The organism is Leptolyngbya sp. FACHB-321, from assembly GCF_014695975.1.
GTDB lineage: Bacteria > Cyanobacteriota > Cyanobacteriia > Leptolyngbyales > Leptolyngbyaceae > Stenomitos.
This window is the reverse complement of record NZ_JACJPI010000058.1, coordinates 276,772-292,537: the sequence shown is the minus strand read 5'-3', so window position 1 is coordinate 292,537 and position 15,766 is coordinate 276,772. Positions and strand designations below refer to the sequence as shown.

17 protein-coding genes are annotated in these 15,766 nt (G+C 51.1%); 15 read left to right on the top strand and 2 right to left on the bottom strand.

The annotated features are described in order from the left end of the window. The first annotated feature begins 126 nt into the window (after positions 1-126). The 5 genes from H6F76_RS12130 (at position 127) to H6F76_RS12110 (ending at position 2,859) form a co-directional block, all read left to right on the top strand. Positions 127-705, top strand: a complete 579-nt coding sequence (locus H6F76_RS12130; protein ID WP_190508481.1) for a sigma-70 family RNA polymerase sigma factor — start codon at positions 127-129, stop codon at positions 703-705. Next, positions 702-1,064 (top strand): hypothetical protein, encoded by a 363-nt coding sequence (locus H6F76_RS12125; RefSeq protein WP_190508479.1) that lies wholly within the window; start codon positions 702-704, stop codon positions 1,062-1,064. The genes H6F76_RS12130 and H6F76_RS12125 overlap by 4 nt, the downstream gene beginning before the upstream one ends. A 118-nt stretch (positions 1,065-1,182) precedes the next feature. Next, entirely contained in the window at positions 1,183-1,680 is a 498-nt protein-coding gene (locus H6F76_RS12120) for a Spy/CpxP family protein refolding chaperone (protein ID WP_190508477.1), read from the top strand. Positions 1,681-1,788: 108 nt separating this feature from the next. Continuing rightward, the gene (locus H6F76_RS12115; protein WP_190508475.1) at positions 1,789-2,073 is read left to right on the top strand and encodes a hypothetical protein; all 285 of its coding nucleotides are present in this window, start codon (positions 1,789-1,791) and stop codon (positions 2,071-2,073) included. A 156-nt stretch (positions 2,074-2,229) separates the two neighbouring features. Continuing rightward, positions 2,230-2,859: a YqiA/YcfP family alpha/beta fold hydrolase gene (locus tag H6F76_RS12110; protein ID WP_190508472.1), complete on the top strand. Its 630-nt coding sequence runs from the start codon at positions 2,230-2,232 to the stop codon at positions 2,857-2,859. A gap of 36 nt (positions 2,860-2,895) precedes the next feature. Here the strand turns inward: H6F76_RS12110 and speY are convergent, their stop codons facing one another. Further along, positions 2,896-4,101: a deoxyhypusine synthase gene (gene speY, locus H6F76_RS12105; RefSeq protein WP_190455067.1), complete on the bottom strand. Its 1,206-nt coding sequence runs from the start codon at positions 4,099-4,101 to the stop codon at positions 2,896-2,898. 769 nt (positions 4,102-4,870) lie between these two features. Between speY and cobO the strand changes: the two genes are divergently transcribed. The 5 genes from cobO to H6F76_RS12080 all read left to right on the top strand — a co-directional run bounded on the left by cobO (position 4,871) and on the right by H6F76_RS12080 (position 9,681). Further along, on the top strand, positions 4,871-5,518 hold the full coding sequence (gene cobO, locus H6F76_RS12100; protein ID WP_347276008.1) for a cob(I)yrinic acid a,c-diamide adenosyltransferase: 648 nt from the start codon (positions 4,871-4,873) through the stop codon (positions 5,516-5,518). Between the two features lie 316 nt (positions 5,519-5,834). Then, complete coding sequence (gene modA / locus H6F76_RS12095) at positions 5,835-6,653, top strand: molybdate ABC transporter substrate-binding protein (RefSeq protein WP_190508972.1); 819 nt, start codon at positions 5,835-5,837, stop codon at positions 6,651-6,653. Between the two features lie 101 nt (positions 6,654-6,754). Next, on the top strand, positions 6,755-7,408 hold the full coding sequence (gene modB / locus H6F76_RS12090; protein WP_190455065.1) for a molybdate ABC transporter permease subunit: 654 nt from the start codon (positions 6,755-6,757) through the stop codon (positions 7,406-7,408). Continuing rightward, complete coding sequence (locus H6F76_RS12085; protein ID WP_190508470.1) at positions 7,392-8,456, top strand: sulfate/molybdate ABC transporter ATP-binding protein; 1,065 nt, start codon at positions 7,392-7,394, stop codon at positions 8,454-8,456. The genes modB and H6F76_RS12085 overlap by 17 nt, the downstream gene beginning before the upstream one ends. A 76-nt stretch (positions 8,457-8,532) precedes the next feature. Further along, on the top strand, positions 8,533-9,681 hold the full coding sequence (locus H6F76_RS12080) for a substrate-binding domain-containing protein (protein ID WP_190508463.1): 1,149 nt from the start codon (positions 8,533-8,535) through the stop codon (positions 9,679-9,681). Positions 9,682-9,770: 89 nt separating this feature from the next. Here H6F76_RS12080 and H6F76_RS12075 read toward each other — a convergent pair whose 3' ends face one another. Continuing rightward, positions 9,771-11,276: a site-2 protease family protein gene (locus tag H6F76_RS12075; protein WP_190508460.1), complete on the bottom strand. Its 1,506-nt coding sequence runs from the start codon at positions 11,274-11,276 to the stop codon at positions 9,771-9,773. A gap of 451 nt (positions 11,277-11,727) precedes the next feature. Here H6F76_RS12075 and H6F76_RS12070 point away from each other — a divergent pair, with 451 nt between their 5' ends. The 5 genes from H6F76_RS12070 (at position 11,728) to cpcA (ending at position 15,721) form a co-directional block, all read left to right on the top strand. Continuing rightward, the gene (locus H6F76_RS12070) at positions 11,728-12,378 is read left to right on the top strand and encodes an MBL fold metallo-hydrolase (protein ID WP_190508970.1); all 651 of its coding nucleotides are present in this window, start codon (positions 11,728-11,730) and stop codon (positions 12,376-12,378) included. Between the two features lie 146 nt (positions 12,379-12,524). Then, positions 12,525-12,971: a hypothetical protein gene (locus H6F76_RS12065; protein WP_190508459.1), complete on the top strand. Its 447-nt coding sequence runs from the start codon at positions 12,525-12,527 to the stop codon at positions 12,969-12,971. 280 nt (positions 12,972-13,251) lie between these two features. Continuing rightward, positions 13,252-13,977, top strand: coding sequence for a phycobilisome rod-core linker polypeptide (locus tag H6F76_RS12060; protein ID WP_190455051.1), 726 nt, complete (start codon positions 13,252-13,254; stop codon positions 13,975-13,977). A gap of 645 nt (positions 13,978-14,622) precedes the next feature. Next, a complete protein-coding gene (locus tag H6F76_RS12055; protein ID WP_190455048.1) occupies positions 14,623-15,141 on the top strand; it encodes a phycocyanin subunit beta in 519 nt (172 codons plus the stop codon). Positions 15,142-15,232: 91 nt separating this feature from the next. Next, the gene (gene cpcA / locus H6F76_RS12050; RefSeq protein ID WP_190508457.1) at positions 15,233-15,721 is read left to right on the top strand and encodes a phycocyanin subunit alpha; all 489 of its coding nucleotides are present in this window, start codon (positions 15,233-15,235) and stop codon (positions 15,719-15,721) included. Positions 15,722-15,766 lie beyond the last annotated feature (45 nt).

Here is a 15,766-nt window from a genome sequence, read left to right as displayed (position 1 = left end):
CATCAACTACTACCCTTATGGATACCGATACTTTTTTACACCGACTTACCTGTTTTATTGAACCTTTTCGGTCAATGCACTGTCTTACTCTATAGAACGGCAAAATGAAGGGAGTGAACGTTCCTGGTGTTAGTTGTGCCGACTGCGTCTAGCGATCGCCCAGACGGTGAGACTGATCATTATCTGGTGCAGCAATGTCTAAAGGGAGACACTCGGAGTTTTCGGGTTCTCTATCGTCGTCATCAACAGCGGGTGCGATCAATCCTCTACCAGCTTTGCGACCCGTCAGCGTTAGATGATTTGGTGCAGGATGTGTTTCTACGTGCCTGGAAAGGCTTACCAAAGTTCCGCCAGTCTGCTCAGTTTTCCACTTGGCTGTACCGCATTGCCTGGAACGTTGCCTCAGACCAACGACGAGCGGTAGCGCAAGGGCGAACGCGGCTTCAGGTGATTGGTAGTCAAACCCTGACTCAGTACGACGATCCTGGTGTCACCCAGTTACACTATCAGGATTTAGTCAAACGGGGTTTAGCAAGCCTGAGCGCCGACCACCGCACGATTCTGGTGCTGCATGACCTGGAAGAAGTGCCCCAGAAAGAGGTTGCCGAAATTTTGAGTATTCCCGTTGGTACAGTCAAGTCTCGTCTGTTTCACGCCCGCGCAGCGATGCGTCAATTTCTCCAGAAGGAAGGAGTTCAGTTATGAGCCATTTCTCAAATGATGACCATGAGTTGGTCGATTTTCTCAAGCAGCATCGTCCTTCCGTTCCCGCGGCTGATCCCGCTTTGGAAGATCGGCTCTTTGACGCGATCGCGGCTACCGCGCAACCAACATCGCTGGCAGATCGTCGAGCGTCTCGCTCCAAGCGATCAGTAGCGTGGCTAGTCCCCTCAGCGATCGCAGCAGGTTTAGTCGCAACGGTAGTTGGCTACCGTACACTGATGCCTGCCCAACCCAGTGCTACCGAACTGGCGAGCCTGGAAGCTTTTGTTGAGAGCAATTGGCAAGGCACGCTCAACAACACTAGTGACGAAGCGCCATTTGGTGACGTGGCAACCAACTAAGCAGCAAGGCGGAGGGCTGAAGGCTAAAAGTTTGGTCAGTGCTCAGTTGTTAGTGGTTAAAGCTCTCCCCTTCTCCCCCACTCCTCTTTCCTCTCTTCTTCTCAAGGATATGAAGCTCATGTCTCCTCGCTATGTTTTTGCACTGATTGCTGCCGTAGCTGCCCTTGGAGGGGCAGTGGCGATCGCTAATCCCTCTGTGCTAAGGCTGCCATCGATCGCTCAGGCTCCCACAGCGGCTCCTAGCTCAAAGCCACCTCGCCCAGACGAACCAGGATGGTTAGAGGATTTGAACCTCAGTGCTGATCAGGTGCGGCAAATGCGTGCTGTCCGAAGTCAGTATCAAGACAAAATTAGCCAGGGTCGGCAAAATGTCCGTCAAGCCCAGCAGGAACTGCGAGAGCTAATGGCAGGAACGGCATCAGAAGCCGAGCTTCGCACCAAGTACGGTCAGGTCAAAACGCTCAAACAGCAGGTTGGCGATATCCAGTTTGAAAGTATGCTGGCAACGCGCAAGGTGCTAAACGCTGAGCAGCGTCGTACGTTTGCTAACCGTGTGATGAAGAGACGACAAGGCGACGATCGCAGACCAGAACGAATGCAGCCACCACAAAGCTAGCTGTTCCCTTATTGAGTTAGCAGCTACGCCACATCTGCTGTGATCGCACTCATAGAGTTGCCCGGATTCGCGCTTAAAGACCATGCACACTAGCCTCTTAAGGAAGCTATGTCCCTAGAACTAACCACCAATGATTTAGTTACGCTAGAGCAGTATCGGCTACAACGGTTCCGCTCGTTTTTCTTCAGCACTCTCAGTGCGTGCCTGCTTCGACTGGATGAGCAGCAAACTTTAATCATTCATTGTTTGGAACCGCAATTTGTTGATCAACTCCTGAGCCAAATTGATCAACTGCGCTGGTATGCGCGCATTGTTTTAGGAGTTTCCTGTCTCACAATCAACTTTGTGCAGGAAGAAATCTATCGAACGGCAACGGACACCGCTTATTGCTGAACGTCTCCAGCATCAGCACACCTTACTGCCTAGTGAAACTGCTGTACCATCACTCGCTATACTAAGGCGATAGATCAGCTTTAACCAAACTGGCACATGTCTTTCCAGGCTATACTTCTAGCCAGTCAGCGTTCTAGCCTGTGTCGTGGGATCTTCATGCATTATATTTACCTTCACGGGTTTGCATCCAGTCCACGATCGACAAAGGCAAGAGACCTAAGCGATCGCTTTGCTGCTCTAGACATGTCCCTCAGTATTCCAGACCTGAACCAGAACGACTTTTCCCATCTCACCCTCAGCCGCCAGATTCAGCAGGTAGAAGCACTCTTCCCACCCGCACCTGCACCTGTGACGCTGATTGGCTCTAGTTTTGGCGGACTGACCGCTGCCTGGTTAGGAGAGCGACATTTACAGGTCGATCGTCTTGTCTTGCTAGCACCTGCCTTTAGCTTTTTGGCTCATTGGCTGCCGCGATTGGGCGATCAGGTGGAGCAGTGGCAAACAGATGGTTATCTGTCGGTCTATCACTATAGCGAGGCAAAAGAACTGCCCCTCCACTATGCGTTTGTGACCGATGCCGCACAGTACCAGGAGGAAAGCATCACGCGATCGCTCTCCACACTGATTTTGCACGGCAGGCATGATGACGTGATTCCCCTACAAGCCAGCCTTGACTTTGCGAGAACTCGACCCTGGATAAAGTTGGTGGAACTTGACAGCAGCCACGCCCTTACAGACGTTAGCACCGAAATCTGGCAGGCAATACAAAGCTTTTGCGCCTTGTAGTAGGGACGTTACATGTAACGTCCCTACAGATGCTTCTTACTTCCGGTGTCCGTTGCGGATGGGCGTACCGCAAGGATAGGTCGCGACCAATTCCCGTGCAGCAGATTCCACAACTGGAATAGGAGACGATACCGAATGGGTGGGGTTCGCCTTTGCAGCTAGGTAGTCTGCCTGGAGTTTAGCTAACAGCGCTTCTCGTCGATCGTACAAGCGCTTCAACGGACGAGCCTCGCACTGATCAATGACGTAGGCAGTCATGATAGGTAGCGCGATTGTGCTGTCGGTATAGCAAACGATCGTGTTGGGTAACTCATCTGGGTCAACCTTGCCCCAGCTTACCGCTTCGCTGGGTGTGGCTCCTGACAAACCGCCTGTATCAGGACGAGCATCCGTCACCTGGATGAAGTAGTCGTGACCACGCTCTTCTAGACCCAACACTTCATGCAACTGAGGCTGAGTTTGCAGCAAGAAGTTTTTGGGACTACCGCCACCGATAATTAACGCTGCACTTTTTCCCTCTACGTCAGCAATGCCACTGTCACGCGCTGCATAGGCGATCGCAGCGGTTTCATTCACATCCAGTGATGGGTCTAGCACCAGTTGAGAGCCTTCGAGAGCGATCGCCGCGACGTTCATACCGATGGAGCTATCGCCAGGAGACGAAGTGTAGATCGGCACGCCACATTCGTATGCAGTCGCTAACAAGCAGGAATTTTTCACACCCACTTGCTTTTCTACTTCGCTCACATACTTACCTAGCAGGTAATGAAACTCTGCCGTACTCATGCGCTTTTGGAACGGTTCTGCTTTCAGCAGTTCGCGTAGAAAGGCATCAGTTTCGAGCAGCACGTCATAGTCAAACACAATGTCGTAGATGCGAATGCGCCCTTCCTGCCGCAGCTTCACATCATCCAAAAAGGGGCTACTAGAGTACAGTTCCAGTCCCAAACCATAGTGCATATCGTGATAGAGATTTGCACCTGTGCTGATGATCCAATCCACAAAGCCGTGGCGCATCAAGGGTGCAAGTACCGAGACTCCAAAGCCAGCGGGTGTCATAGCACCGGATAGACTCAGCCCGACTGTAACGCCCGGCTGCATCACTTCGCGGCTCAACAGATGGCAGATTTCGCGCAAACGCGCAGAGTTGTACGCCGTAAAGTAACCGTCAATCAGGTCAACGACGCTGATCGAGGCAGGCATGGGGGAGGGTGCGATTTTGTGACTGAGCAATTTCGACATTTTTCGACTCCAGCAAAAATGGACAGCATAAAAGCATTGAGAGGGTTTACAGACAGCACCGCAACGAAACCGACACCCCAACGCAAGTAAGGGCGAGCGACACAACGATCGGTGGGCTGTTAAAAAGCAGACTAAAACAGACTGGCTGCAACACAGCTAGCTAAACTCAGGGTTCCCGACTAGGAGGGAAAAACCTGAACTTTAGTCATATGCAAACAGGGAAGCTTTCTTCCAGTGACTATCGCGCTGTTCAAGCCACGACATTACGGTTCAAGCCAAAAAACAACTGCACGGCTTGCAAGCCCACTATAAGAAAGGCAGCATAGCAACAGATTTCTATTTGATTTAAAAATTCTCCCTTAGAGAACATGACCGACCCAGTTCGCAAGCCGTAGGTGCAAGAATCGTTCAACAAGGAACTATTCAAGCCAAATCCTACTAATCGTGAACCTTAAGTTACAGGTCGGTCAGTTCATACTGGGCGCTTCACAGCGGTCAACCCAGGATAGAGCGGGGTCGCATTGCCGCTTCCGCTTCAGTTTCATCTCCAGGTACCAGAGCGGTCTCCACGGATACCCAGTCAAGGAAGGAAGTTTCAATGCTCTTTACACAGCCTTCAAACACTAGCACGACTAATTTAACACTAATATTTCAGGGCTTCTTCATCAAATGGATGATTTTTTCATGTCGATGTTTAAGACTGTAGCTAAAACGACATCAACTATTCTTTAACCTATTCTCAGTGCACACTATAGCTTTGGAAACAACCGTGACATCACCTACCGCTAATCAAACACCATCTGATCGCGCCTCTTCTCTCACTGCTGAGCAACATCGCCAGAAAATGGAGCGACGCAAAGAAGTTCAGGATCAACGCCTTGCTGGCATGACTGAGGCAAAGGGGCTGATCATCGTGAATACTGGAAACGGCAAAGGCAAAACCACAGCTGCACTGGGGATGGTTTTGCGATCGTTGGGTCATGGCTACCGAGTAGCGATCGTACAGTTCATCAAAGGAGCCTGGGAACCAGCGGAGAAAGCTGCCTTTAGCCACTGGTCAGACCAGCTGGAATTTCATGCGATGGGTGAAGGCTTTACCTGGGAAACGCAAGATCGCGATCGCGACACCCAAAAAGCGCAAGAAGCTTGGGAAACCGCCCTTACCTACATCCGAAACCCCAACTTCAAACTCGTCTTACTTGATGAAGTCAATATTGCGCTTAAGTTGGGCTATTTGACCATTGAGCAAGTGTTAGCAGGATTGGCACAAAAACCAATTGATTCCCATGTCATTTTGACTGGACGAGGCGCACCGAAGGAATTGTGCGATCGTGCTGACCTCGTAACCGAAATGACGCTCGTCAAACATCCCTTCCGCGAACAGGGCGTGAAAGCCCAACCTGGAATCGAGTTTTGAGCAAGAAGTCCCCATAAGGATAGTCACAACGTATTCATAACAATCGTCAGGAGAGAGTTATGGCGTAGTAGTAGGTCGCTCAGACTGACGGATACGATCGCCCAACCGATACCGCTTTTAGTCGCTCGGTGGCTTAAGCGAAAGACAAGACCTATGCAGGTATATTGGCAGCGTGTTAATAATACTTGCATAAGCTCTTAGCATAAAGGCAACACGTACTCAGACGTGAATAACCTTGTGCAATCCTAAGTAGTCGCGCTCTTTAGTAGGGAGCCTACAGGGGAGGCTTTAGTTGTGTCCGGCTACTGAGGCGTTGATGATGAAAAAGTGGCGATGGTTTTTAGTGCTGGCTTTAGTGGGTTTGCTGGCAGCGTGTGGAGTTTCTAGCAGCCAAGCGCCTACCCCTGTCGCGTCTCCTGCACCGACTACAAATGGCATTACCCTAACCGTTTCTGCTGCTGCCGATTTGAATGACGTTTTTCCAGCGATCGGCAAACTATGGGAGCAAGAGACAGGGAACAAGGTGACATTTAACCTGGGTTCAACCGGGCAACTGGCACAGCAAATTGAGCGGGGTGCGCCTGTTGATTTGTTCGCAGCAGCCAATAAGAAATTTATTGAGGCGTTGGATAAGGAAGGGTTGATTTTCTCTGAGACGAAGGCGCTGTATGGGGTGGGACGGCTCACACTCTGGCAAAGGGACAGCAGTACCCTTGAGCTGAAAGACATCAAAGATCTCACTAAGCCAGCGGTTAAGCGCGTAGCGATCGCGAATCCCAACCATGCCCCCTATGGCGTTGCAGCACAGGAGGCGTTGCAAGCGGCGGGGCTTTGGGACGAAATTCAACCTAAGCTGATTCTGGGAGAAAACATCAAGCAAACGCAGCAATATGCCGAAACGGGGAATGTGGAGGTGGCGATCGCAGCCCTCTCTCTTAGCGTCGAGAAGCCTGGAAAGTGGACCTTGATTCCTGCGACATTGCACAAACCGTTAGAACAAATGCTGGCAGTGCCGAAAAGCGCTCCCCATCCTGAAGTCGCCAAACAGTTTGCTGCGTTCATCAACGGCGAGAAGGGAAGACCGCTGATGCGGAAATATGGTTTTGTGCTACCCGGAGAAAAGGCTGTTTTATAAGGCAGAGGGCACAAGGTAAAAGGCTGAAGGCAGAGGGTAGGTTTCCCAGAACGTGAGCTGACGGGAGGCTGAAGGCTAAAAGGAACAAGAGGGCATAGGGCATGATTTGGCAACCTTCGCTGTTGTCGTTACAGGTCACGATCGTTGCGAGTGGTTTGATTCTGATCATCGGTCTGAGTCTAGGAATTTTTCTAGCCAGAACACAATTTCCAGGTCAAATTTTTGTCTCTACCATGCTGAACTTGCCGCTGGTATTACCGCCTAGCGTGGTGGGTTATTTCTTGCTATTGGTCTTGGGACGCGGTAGCCCACTCAAGGAATGGCTGGGAATTGACCTGCTCTTTACCTGGCAAGCTGGGGCGATCGCATCTACGGTAGTAGCGTTGCCCCTAATGGTGGAATCAACGAGAGCCGCGATCGCCAGCATCAACCCCGAACTGGAAGCTGCCGCCCGTACCTTAGGCTCGAGTGAACTGGAGGTACTCTGGCGGATCACCATGCCTTTAGCCTATCGCGGCATACTGGCTGGCTTTGGGCTGAGCGTAGCGAGAGGCTTGGGGGAGTTTGGAGCCACGCTTATGGTGTGTGGCAGCATTCCCGGACGCACTCAAACCTTACCGTTGGCAATCTATGACGCAGTGCAATCCCAAGACTATGGGCTGGCAAACGTGATGGTGATGCTAATGACCACGATCGCCTTTGTCCTCTTGTGGGGCGTGAGGCGTTTGGAAAGAGAGCATGCAATTAATCGTTGATATTCAGAAACAGCTCCCCAATTACTGTTTAGAAGTCTCGTTCACTATTGAGGGCGAAGCGCTAGGCATTTTGGGCAGTTCGGGTTCTGGCAAAAGTATGACTCTCCGCTGTCTTGCTGGCATTGATACCCCCAGCAGCGGCACGATCGTGCTAAATGGACAGATCTTGTATGACTCTTGTAAGGGGATCAATCTGCCGAGCCGCGATCGCAAAGTGGGATTTCTCTTTCAAAACTATGCCCTCTTTCCCCATCTGACGGTGGCGCAAAACGTCGCCTATGGGTTGAAAGGGCTGTCTCCCAGTGCCATTGCTAGACGAGTGACAGCTCAGCTAGAGCAAGTGAAGCTTGTAGGTTTGGGCGATCGCTATCCCCATCAGCTCTCAGGCGGGCAGCAGCAGCGAGTGGCGCTGGCGAGGGCATTGGCAACCGACCCTAATGTGCTGTTGTTGGATGAGCCGTTTTCCGCTCTCGATACGCATTTACGCCATGAGCTCGAAAAGCAACTCATCAAAACACTAACTCACTACCAGGGGATTACCCTCTTCGTCAGCCATAACCTGGAAGAAGCTTACCGTGTCTGTCAAAAACTGCTGGTTCTCTCCCATGGAAAAGTCGTAGCGAATGGACCGAAACAAGCCATCTTCGATCGCCCCGGTACACTTACCGTAGCTCAACTCACAGGCTGCAAAAATTACTCTCGCATCCAACAGCTTGATGCCCACACTATCCATGCCCTTGATTGGCACTGTACACTCCACACAGCAGAACCCGCGTCAGCACATACCCATGTCGGCATTCGCGCCCATCACCTGACCTTTCCTGAGCAGCCACAGTCGGAGAATACCTTTCCCTGTTGGCTGGTTTGGACTAGCGAAACCCCTCACCGCATGACCCTGTACTTGAAACTTGGTCAACCACCGATCGACCTCGACGATTATCACCTCCAGGCAGAAGTCTTCAAAGAAAAGTGGGAGCGTTTGCAAAACCGTCCTTCCCCCTGGTTTGTCTGCATAGAGCCATTGCAATTACTATTGCTAAAGCCTTGATTTGACCACCATGAAGCAAAACTACCGTGAAGCATGACTTATGCCAATTCGTTGCAATCAAGCAGGATAAGCGCGCGTGAAGCAAGAGAACGACCTTTGCAATAACTTGAAGCAGATTCGGTTGCGCCTGGGTATGAGCCAGCAGGATGTAGCAGCGATCGCGGGCGTATCGCGGCAAACCATTGGAGGCGTGGAATCAGGGCAATATGCCCCCTCTACAACCGTGGCGCTCCGGCTAGCAAAAGCGTTGGGTTGCCAGGTCGAAGATTTGTTCTGGCTAGAACAAGACACTGCCGAAATTGAAGCGATTCCCAGCCAGGATTTCTCAGTAGGCAGACCGTTGCGCTTAAGCTTGGCACAGGTCGGTGGACGTTGGATTGCTCACCCGCTACAAGGCAAGCAAGCCTTTCGGCTGGAGATGATTCCTGCTGATGGGGAAGGCAGCCATACTGCCAATGCACCCACTATGCGAGTTAAATTGCTGGATGACCTGGAGAACCTTCATCAAACGGTTGTTTTAGCAGGCTGCACCCCAGCACTGTCGCTATGGGCACGGGCAGCAGAACGGTGGCATCCGCACCTGCGCGTCCATTGGACGTTTGATAACAGCATGAGCGCTCTACAAAAGCTCTGCCGAGGAGACGTTCATGTAGCTGGGATGCACTTATACGATCCCGTTACTCAAGAACATAATGTGTCCTTTGTACAAGCGGTCTTGCAAGAGATTCCAGCCGTCTTAATCAACCTGGGCAGTTGGGAAGAAGGCTTACTCCTACAGCCTGGAAACCCCTTAAACCTCAAAACAGTGGCAGATTTAACCCAGCCTGGAGTGACGATCGTTAACCGAGAACCAGGTGCAGGGAGCCGTCAGGTTTTGGAGCGATCGCTCCAGCAAGCAGGAATCAACAACCAAGCTGTCAAAGGCTTTGATCGCATCGTGTATGGGCATCTAGAAGTCGCGCAAGCGATCGCAACTGGTCAAGCCGCAGCAGGGGTTAGCACCGCAGCCGTAGCCGCAGCCTTTGGGCTGGGATTCGTGCCGCTGCACCGCTCTCGTTACGATTTGGTCGTCCTGCAACCGTACCTCGATGAGGCTCCCGTGCAGCAATTACTCGGCACGTTGGGGCATCGACGAGTGCTCTTGCAGCTTGAAGCTTTGGGTGGCTATGACACTAGCCAGACAGGTGAAGTAATGGCAACGGTTAAGCCAACACGACCATGCTGATTGCCTGGTAGAAGCAGCACTCTATGTAGGCTGAAAGCTAACCTTGATCGGGAAGCTGAATTTTAGCTGTGCCAGCTAAAACCGCCATTCTAAAGATTCAACAGCTTACCCAACCCTGCAGGCAGCGGCAGGATAATTAGCACCAGCAGACCTAACGCCAAAATGCCCCACAGGTCGCGACGGTTATCCAACTCGGTGACATCATTAAGCGCGGGTTCATCAGAGGCAGGCATCAAAAATAACAGCACTGCCCAAACGAGTAGATGGGATTGCACCAGCGAGAGTAACAGCAGCAGCAAACGGGAAATCTGACCGATCGCCGTGCCGACCCGTTGCCCAAACATGGCATGAACAATATGACCACCATCCAGCTGCCCCACAGGCATAAGATTAAACGCCGTGACCACAATACCCAGGCAACTTGCGACTGCAACTGGATGCAGGTCAAGACCAGAACCAGCCGTTAGCGCACCGCCCAACGCTAGCTTGCTCATCAATGCCAGCAGCAGCGAAAAGTTAGGGTTCAGCGCCTGCAAATTAAAGGCTTCAAGCTTCTCAGGCAGATCTACCACCTCCGAATGCGCCAAGCCCCATAGCAGCAGCGGCAGCGCTACGACAAAACCTGAGAGTGGACCCGCAATGCCAACATCAAACAAGGCACGACGATGGGGAATCGGCGAACGGATTTGAATAAACGCGCCAAACGTCCCAAACGGAAAGAGCGGGATAGGGATGACCGGAATAAAATACGGCAGCGTTGCTTGAATCTTGTACCGACGTGCAGCGAGATAGTGCCCTAGCTCATGGATGCCCAAAATTGTCATCAACGTGAACGCATAGGGCAAGCCCGTTACCAGCGTCGCTGGTGAAAGCTGTACGGTTTGCTTCTCTAGATCCAGCCATGCCAGCGTTGTTGTAAAAAAGGTAGCGAGAAACAGACCGATCGCCAGAAACGGTCGAGCCACTGTCTGTTTGCGTGGTTTTGCACCGGGCAGACCATTGGCATCAGCCGCACCTTGCGCTTGGGGATTGGGCACCAAGACAAAAAATGGTTTCTGATTAGCACCCTCTTGAAACACGACGTAGAAGCGATCGCCAAACTGTTCCGCCACATTTTCCTGAATCGTTTGGTACGCCACTTCTGGCTTACTCCGCAACTGCCCCCGGCACACGATGGCTTGCGGACGATACTCCACGTTTTGCAGATAATAGACCGACCAGGGAAAACAGTTTTGCAGGGTTGTTTCCTCTGCTTTGTCGATCGGGCGCGGCAGTGCTGGAATTGTAACCGCTTCCTTCGTCACCTCGATTGGTTGCCCTTCCCCCTCTGCGACCGATGAATTAACGGGCGGTGACGAAAGGCGATTCCGCTGGATCAAAAACCAATACAGCAGCAAGCAAACTGCCGACAAAAGAAGGATGAGCTGCGATGGCATTGGTTTGCCCTTCACCAAAACCCAACCGCTCGACACGATCGCTGGAGCCATTGCCACCAACCACAGCAGCCAAACAGGCGTTCGGGTCACGCCAGCCACACGCCGCACGATAAAGTAGGTGATGAGTCCTAAAAGGACCAGCAGAAGTAACGGATTCATGCGTCTAGTCTCGTCGGTCTGGAAGAATATACGGTCTGAAAAGAATGCTAATAGTCTGAATCAGTGTGGCTAGGAGCGATACAGCACGATCGGCTTGCAGAACAATCGCCTTACAAGATAATCGCCTTACGAGACAACAGTGTTCGTTAACGACACATTCACTCCATCACAGCTAGCATCCAGAACTCACCTAGTTTAAAAGCCAAGTGGCACAAATGCGAACATATCCAGAATGCGACAAGGTGCTTGTCTAAGTACCCCCTCCTAAAGTAGCCTGCGCCAGACAGTTTCTTTTTAACTTTGCACCTTACAGTGCCCTCTAACCAACAGTGTCATTAAATCAACAGTGCCATCAAACCAACCGAGCGATTCTGCACCCCTCTTGCCCCCACAACCCGCGATCGACCAAAGCCCTATCAGCCAAAGCTCCACTGTAGCCAAGCAACCCCGCTTGCTGCTGCACCGGCCTCAGGGCGATCGCCCATCCATCTTCGCCTTCCCCCCTAATCGAGACACCTTAGGAGGAACTGCTTATCTTATTGTAGAAGCAGTCAACATTCTCGTGGACTGTCCTGCCTGGGATCATGCCAACCGTACCTTTTTAGAGGCACAAGGCGGCGTAGAATGGCTCTTCCTCACCCATCGTGGCGGCATTGGCAAAGCCCACGAAATTCAGCAAGCTTTTGGCTGCCCTATCGTCATTCAGGAGCAAGAAGCCTACCTTCTTCCAGGCTTGACCGTCACACCCTTTGAGCAAACGTTGACGCTAACGCCTCAAACCCGTGCAATCTGGACATCAGGGCATTCTCCCGGTTCTGCCTGCCTGTATTACAGCCAGTTTGGTGGTGTCCTTTTCTCAGGTCGGCATCTGTTGCCCAACCCTCAAGGCAACCTGCTGCCCCTCAAAACGCCCAAAACTTTCCACTGGCGCAGACAATTGCAAAACGTCCAAAAGCTAGTGGAACAATTCACGCCAGAAACGCTACAAATCATTTGCCCTGGAGCAAATACAGGCTTTTTGCGCGGCAAATATTTGGTGGAGAATGCATATGAGAAATTAGGGAGTGAGGCTGAAGACAAAAGGCAAAAGGCTGATCGCTGAAAGCTAAAGGCTAATTGCTAAAAACTTAAACCTCAAAACTTCCCCAGCCCCTCTGCTCCTCAATCTCCTCATCCCTCATCCCTCGCTATAGAAATTCCCCTTCCAGTCCGTTAAACTCTCTAGCATCGCCCAAGGAGCCATTGCTGATGACCCATGACGTAAGCCAGTGGTTGACTGAGATCAAGACGTTGCGGCAGCAGTTGGTAGATGCCCAGCAGGATCGCGAACAGGCGTATAGCAGTGCGGCGAACTGGCAGCGGTTGTATGAAACCGAAGCGCAGCAGCGTCGGACGGAGGCAAGTTTGGCACGTCAAACGATCGCCGAGTTGAAGCAAGAGATCCAGCAATTAAAGGGCATGGCGTCCATCGCAACTGCAGAGGCAGCAGACTCAACGACGATTCGAGCCGAAGTCGAAAAACTGCAAACGGTTGCTGAACTTCAGGACAAGCTGCTTGAGTCTTTAATCATGCGCGATCAGTTGACTCAAGCGCTCCAAACCGAACAAAAGAATCATGCTCAAACGCGTCAGGGCTTGACGACAGCACTAGGAGACGCGATCGATATGCTCTCAAAAGACAAAGTCCAAGGTTAAAAGGCTAAAGGCTGAAATTTTTAGCCCTTCCTCTGATGGTGCACCAGACTGCATCTTCAAGATACCCGTGCGAGCAGAAATCACGCTTTGTTAAGAATTTGCCTGCCAGTGCGATCGAGTTCTGGACAACGGGCACTCTCTTACCATAGAGCGTCATGGGTTGACATTGCCCCAAGAGGTTAAAGCACCTCTCTCCCATACAGATGAAGCCACTGCTAGTACTCGGTTGGTGTCATTCGCCGAGACACATCTGCAATTTTTAAGGTTAGAGGAATTTTCTATGCACGACTTTACACCAGTGACTGTCAGCCGACGGTCTTCCCTTGAAGAACGTCAATTTGCACTGACGCAAATCTATCGCCAAGTTTTGGAACGACAACTCTACATGGCAGAGCGGCAAAGCGTTGCAGCACTGGAAAAAGATTTTCTAACAGACAAAATTGGTGTGCGCCGCTTCTTAAAACAGTTTGCCTGCACTGACATTTATCGCAACCAGTATTACGACAAGCTCTCCAATGTCAAGTTTATGGAGGTCTGTTTCAAGCATTTTCTAGGACGTGCGATCGCAGATCACCAGGAAATGAAGGCTTACAACGAGATTTTGCTCAAGCAAGGCTGTGGTGGCTTCGTTACAGCCATACTGGATTCAGAAGAATACCGCAAAGCTTTTGGCTGCTTCACTGTGCCCTATCCGCGCGAACAAACCTGTTATCGATCGCCCGAAGTCTTTCTGGAATCAAAATTCCTCAACGAAGAACACTTTGGTCAACGCGGGCACTCCATACCCACAATGTATTGGCGACAGCTTGGCTTGCTGTGCAGAAATGGCGTTTGCCGCCGCCCTGAGGCGCATAATGCGGTTACAGCAAACGCCGTAGACCGGGAAGGAACGAATACGATCGAAACCCTGCTGCATTTGCTCAAGCCAGATGATGTTGGCAAAGCTAAAGCCTTGCTCACCCAACTATCAGCAGAGGAACGAGAAGCCTTGCTAGCCTTACGTTAGAGAACCTTTCCCAGAACTAAAACTGATCTAGAAGTCCCGTCTGCAAGGAAGTGGGGTATGGCGTTGTCATACCCCACTTTTTGTTGGAAGCAGTCTGATCCAAGCAATCTAGCCAAGCACCGACAACAGCAACGCTAAGTTCATTTTTAAGGAGTGCAGCCTCTAGGGTCAGAGTGAACACGCTTGGCCTTCTCATCTTCTTTACCTTTCTTAAACTTTGCGCCGACTTGAGAACGGCATGCAAATGGTTATTGTCGTTACAGTTAGGGAGTAGGGTGCATTTTGTTGTGTAAGTGCCACAGTTACTCTTTTTTCAGCGAAGCTGCCCATCCCAATTGCGGTCTAGCCTTTCACAATTTTTAACAAACAACGATCCAACGGCATAGTATAAACATAGAGGTTGAGAAAGTTACTAGAAAACGGATGCGGTTTATACAAGCGTCCAGATGAGTTAAATTTCTCGATCGTTTAAGAAATGTAACTTTTCTCCCGCTTCTTTTTTGGAAGAGCAAGAAACATTTCGTCGGTCTCCATCCACTGAGTTTGCTTGTTTCTTTCTGCTCAGGCAGATTGACTTCTAAGCTTAATTTGGTCTGGTTGTGACCTGAGCCATCCTCGACTAAACCCATTAGGAGATTGAAGTTTATGTTGGACGCATTTGCAAAAGTGGTTTCCCAAGCTGACGCACGAGGCGACTACCTCAGCGCTTCGCAGTTGGATGCCCTCAGCGCTATGGTCGCAGATGGCAACAAGCGCATGGACACCGTGAACCGCATTACCAGCAATTCGTCTGCAATCGTTGCTAACGCGGCTCGTTCACTGTTTGAAGAACAGCCTGGTCTGATTGCACCCGGTGGCAACGCTTACACCAACCGTCGTATGGCAGCTTGCTTGCGCGACATGGAAATTATCCTCCGCTACATTACCTATTCAATCTTTTCGGGTGATGCCAGCATTCTCGAAGATCGTTGCCTCAATGGCTTGCGCGAAACCTACCAAGCGCTAGGCGTTCCCGGTGGTTCCGTTGCAGCTGGTGTGCACAAGATGAAGGATGCTGCACTGGCGATCGCAGGTGACCAAAATGGCGTGACCAAAGGCGATTGCTCCAGCCTGATGAGTGAAGTTAGTAGCTACTTTGACAAGGCTGCTGCTGCCGTCTCTTAGTCAAGTACACAGCCTTTTTTCGATTAGCCTCTGAGCGCGATCATCATCAGAGGCACCCGCAAGACAAGCCTATTTTGGAGATTATTTGACGATGAAGACCCCTTTAACCGAAGCAGTCGCTGCTGCTGATTCTCAAGGACGCTTTCTTAGCTCCACCGAACTTCAAAGCGCGTTTGGTCGTTTCCGTCAGGCTTCTGCCGGTCTAGAAGCTGCTAAAGCGTTGACCTCGAAAGCCTCCTCGTTGTCTTCTGGCGCTGCTAATGCGGTATACAGCAAGTTTCCCTACACCACCCAAATGCAGGGTCCTAACTACGCGTCTGACCAACGTGGTAAGGACAAGTGCGTGCGTGACATCGGTTACTACCTTCGCATGGTTACCTACTGCCTAGTTGTAGGTGGTACAGGTCCCATGGATGACTATTTGATTGCTGGTGTTGCTGAAATCAACCGCACCTTTGATCTGTCTCCTAGCTGGTATATCGAAGCGTTGAAGTACATCAAAGCTAACCACGGTTTGAGTGGTGATCCTGCTGTTGAAGCAAACTCCTACATTGACTACGCCATCAATGCGTTGAGCTAGTCTCTAATGCTTCTGCCCGGAGAGATGCATAGCAGCCGCTTAAGG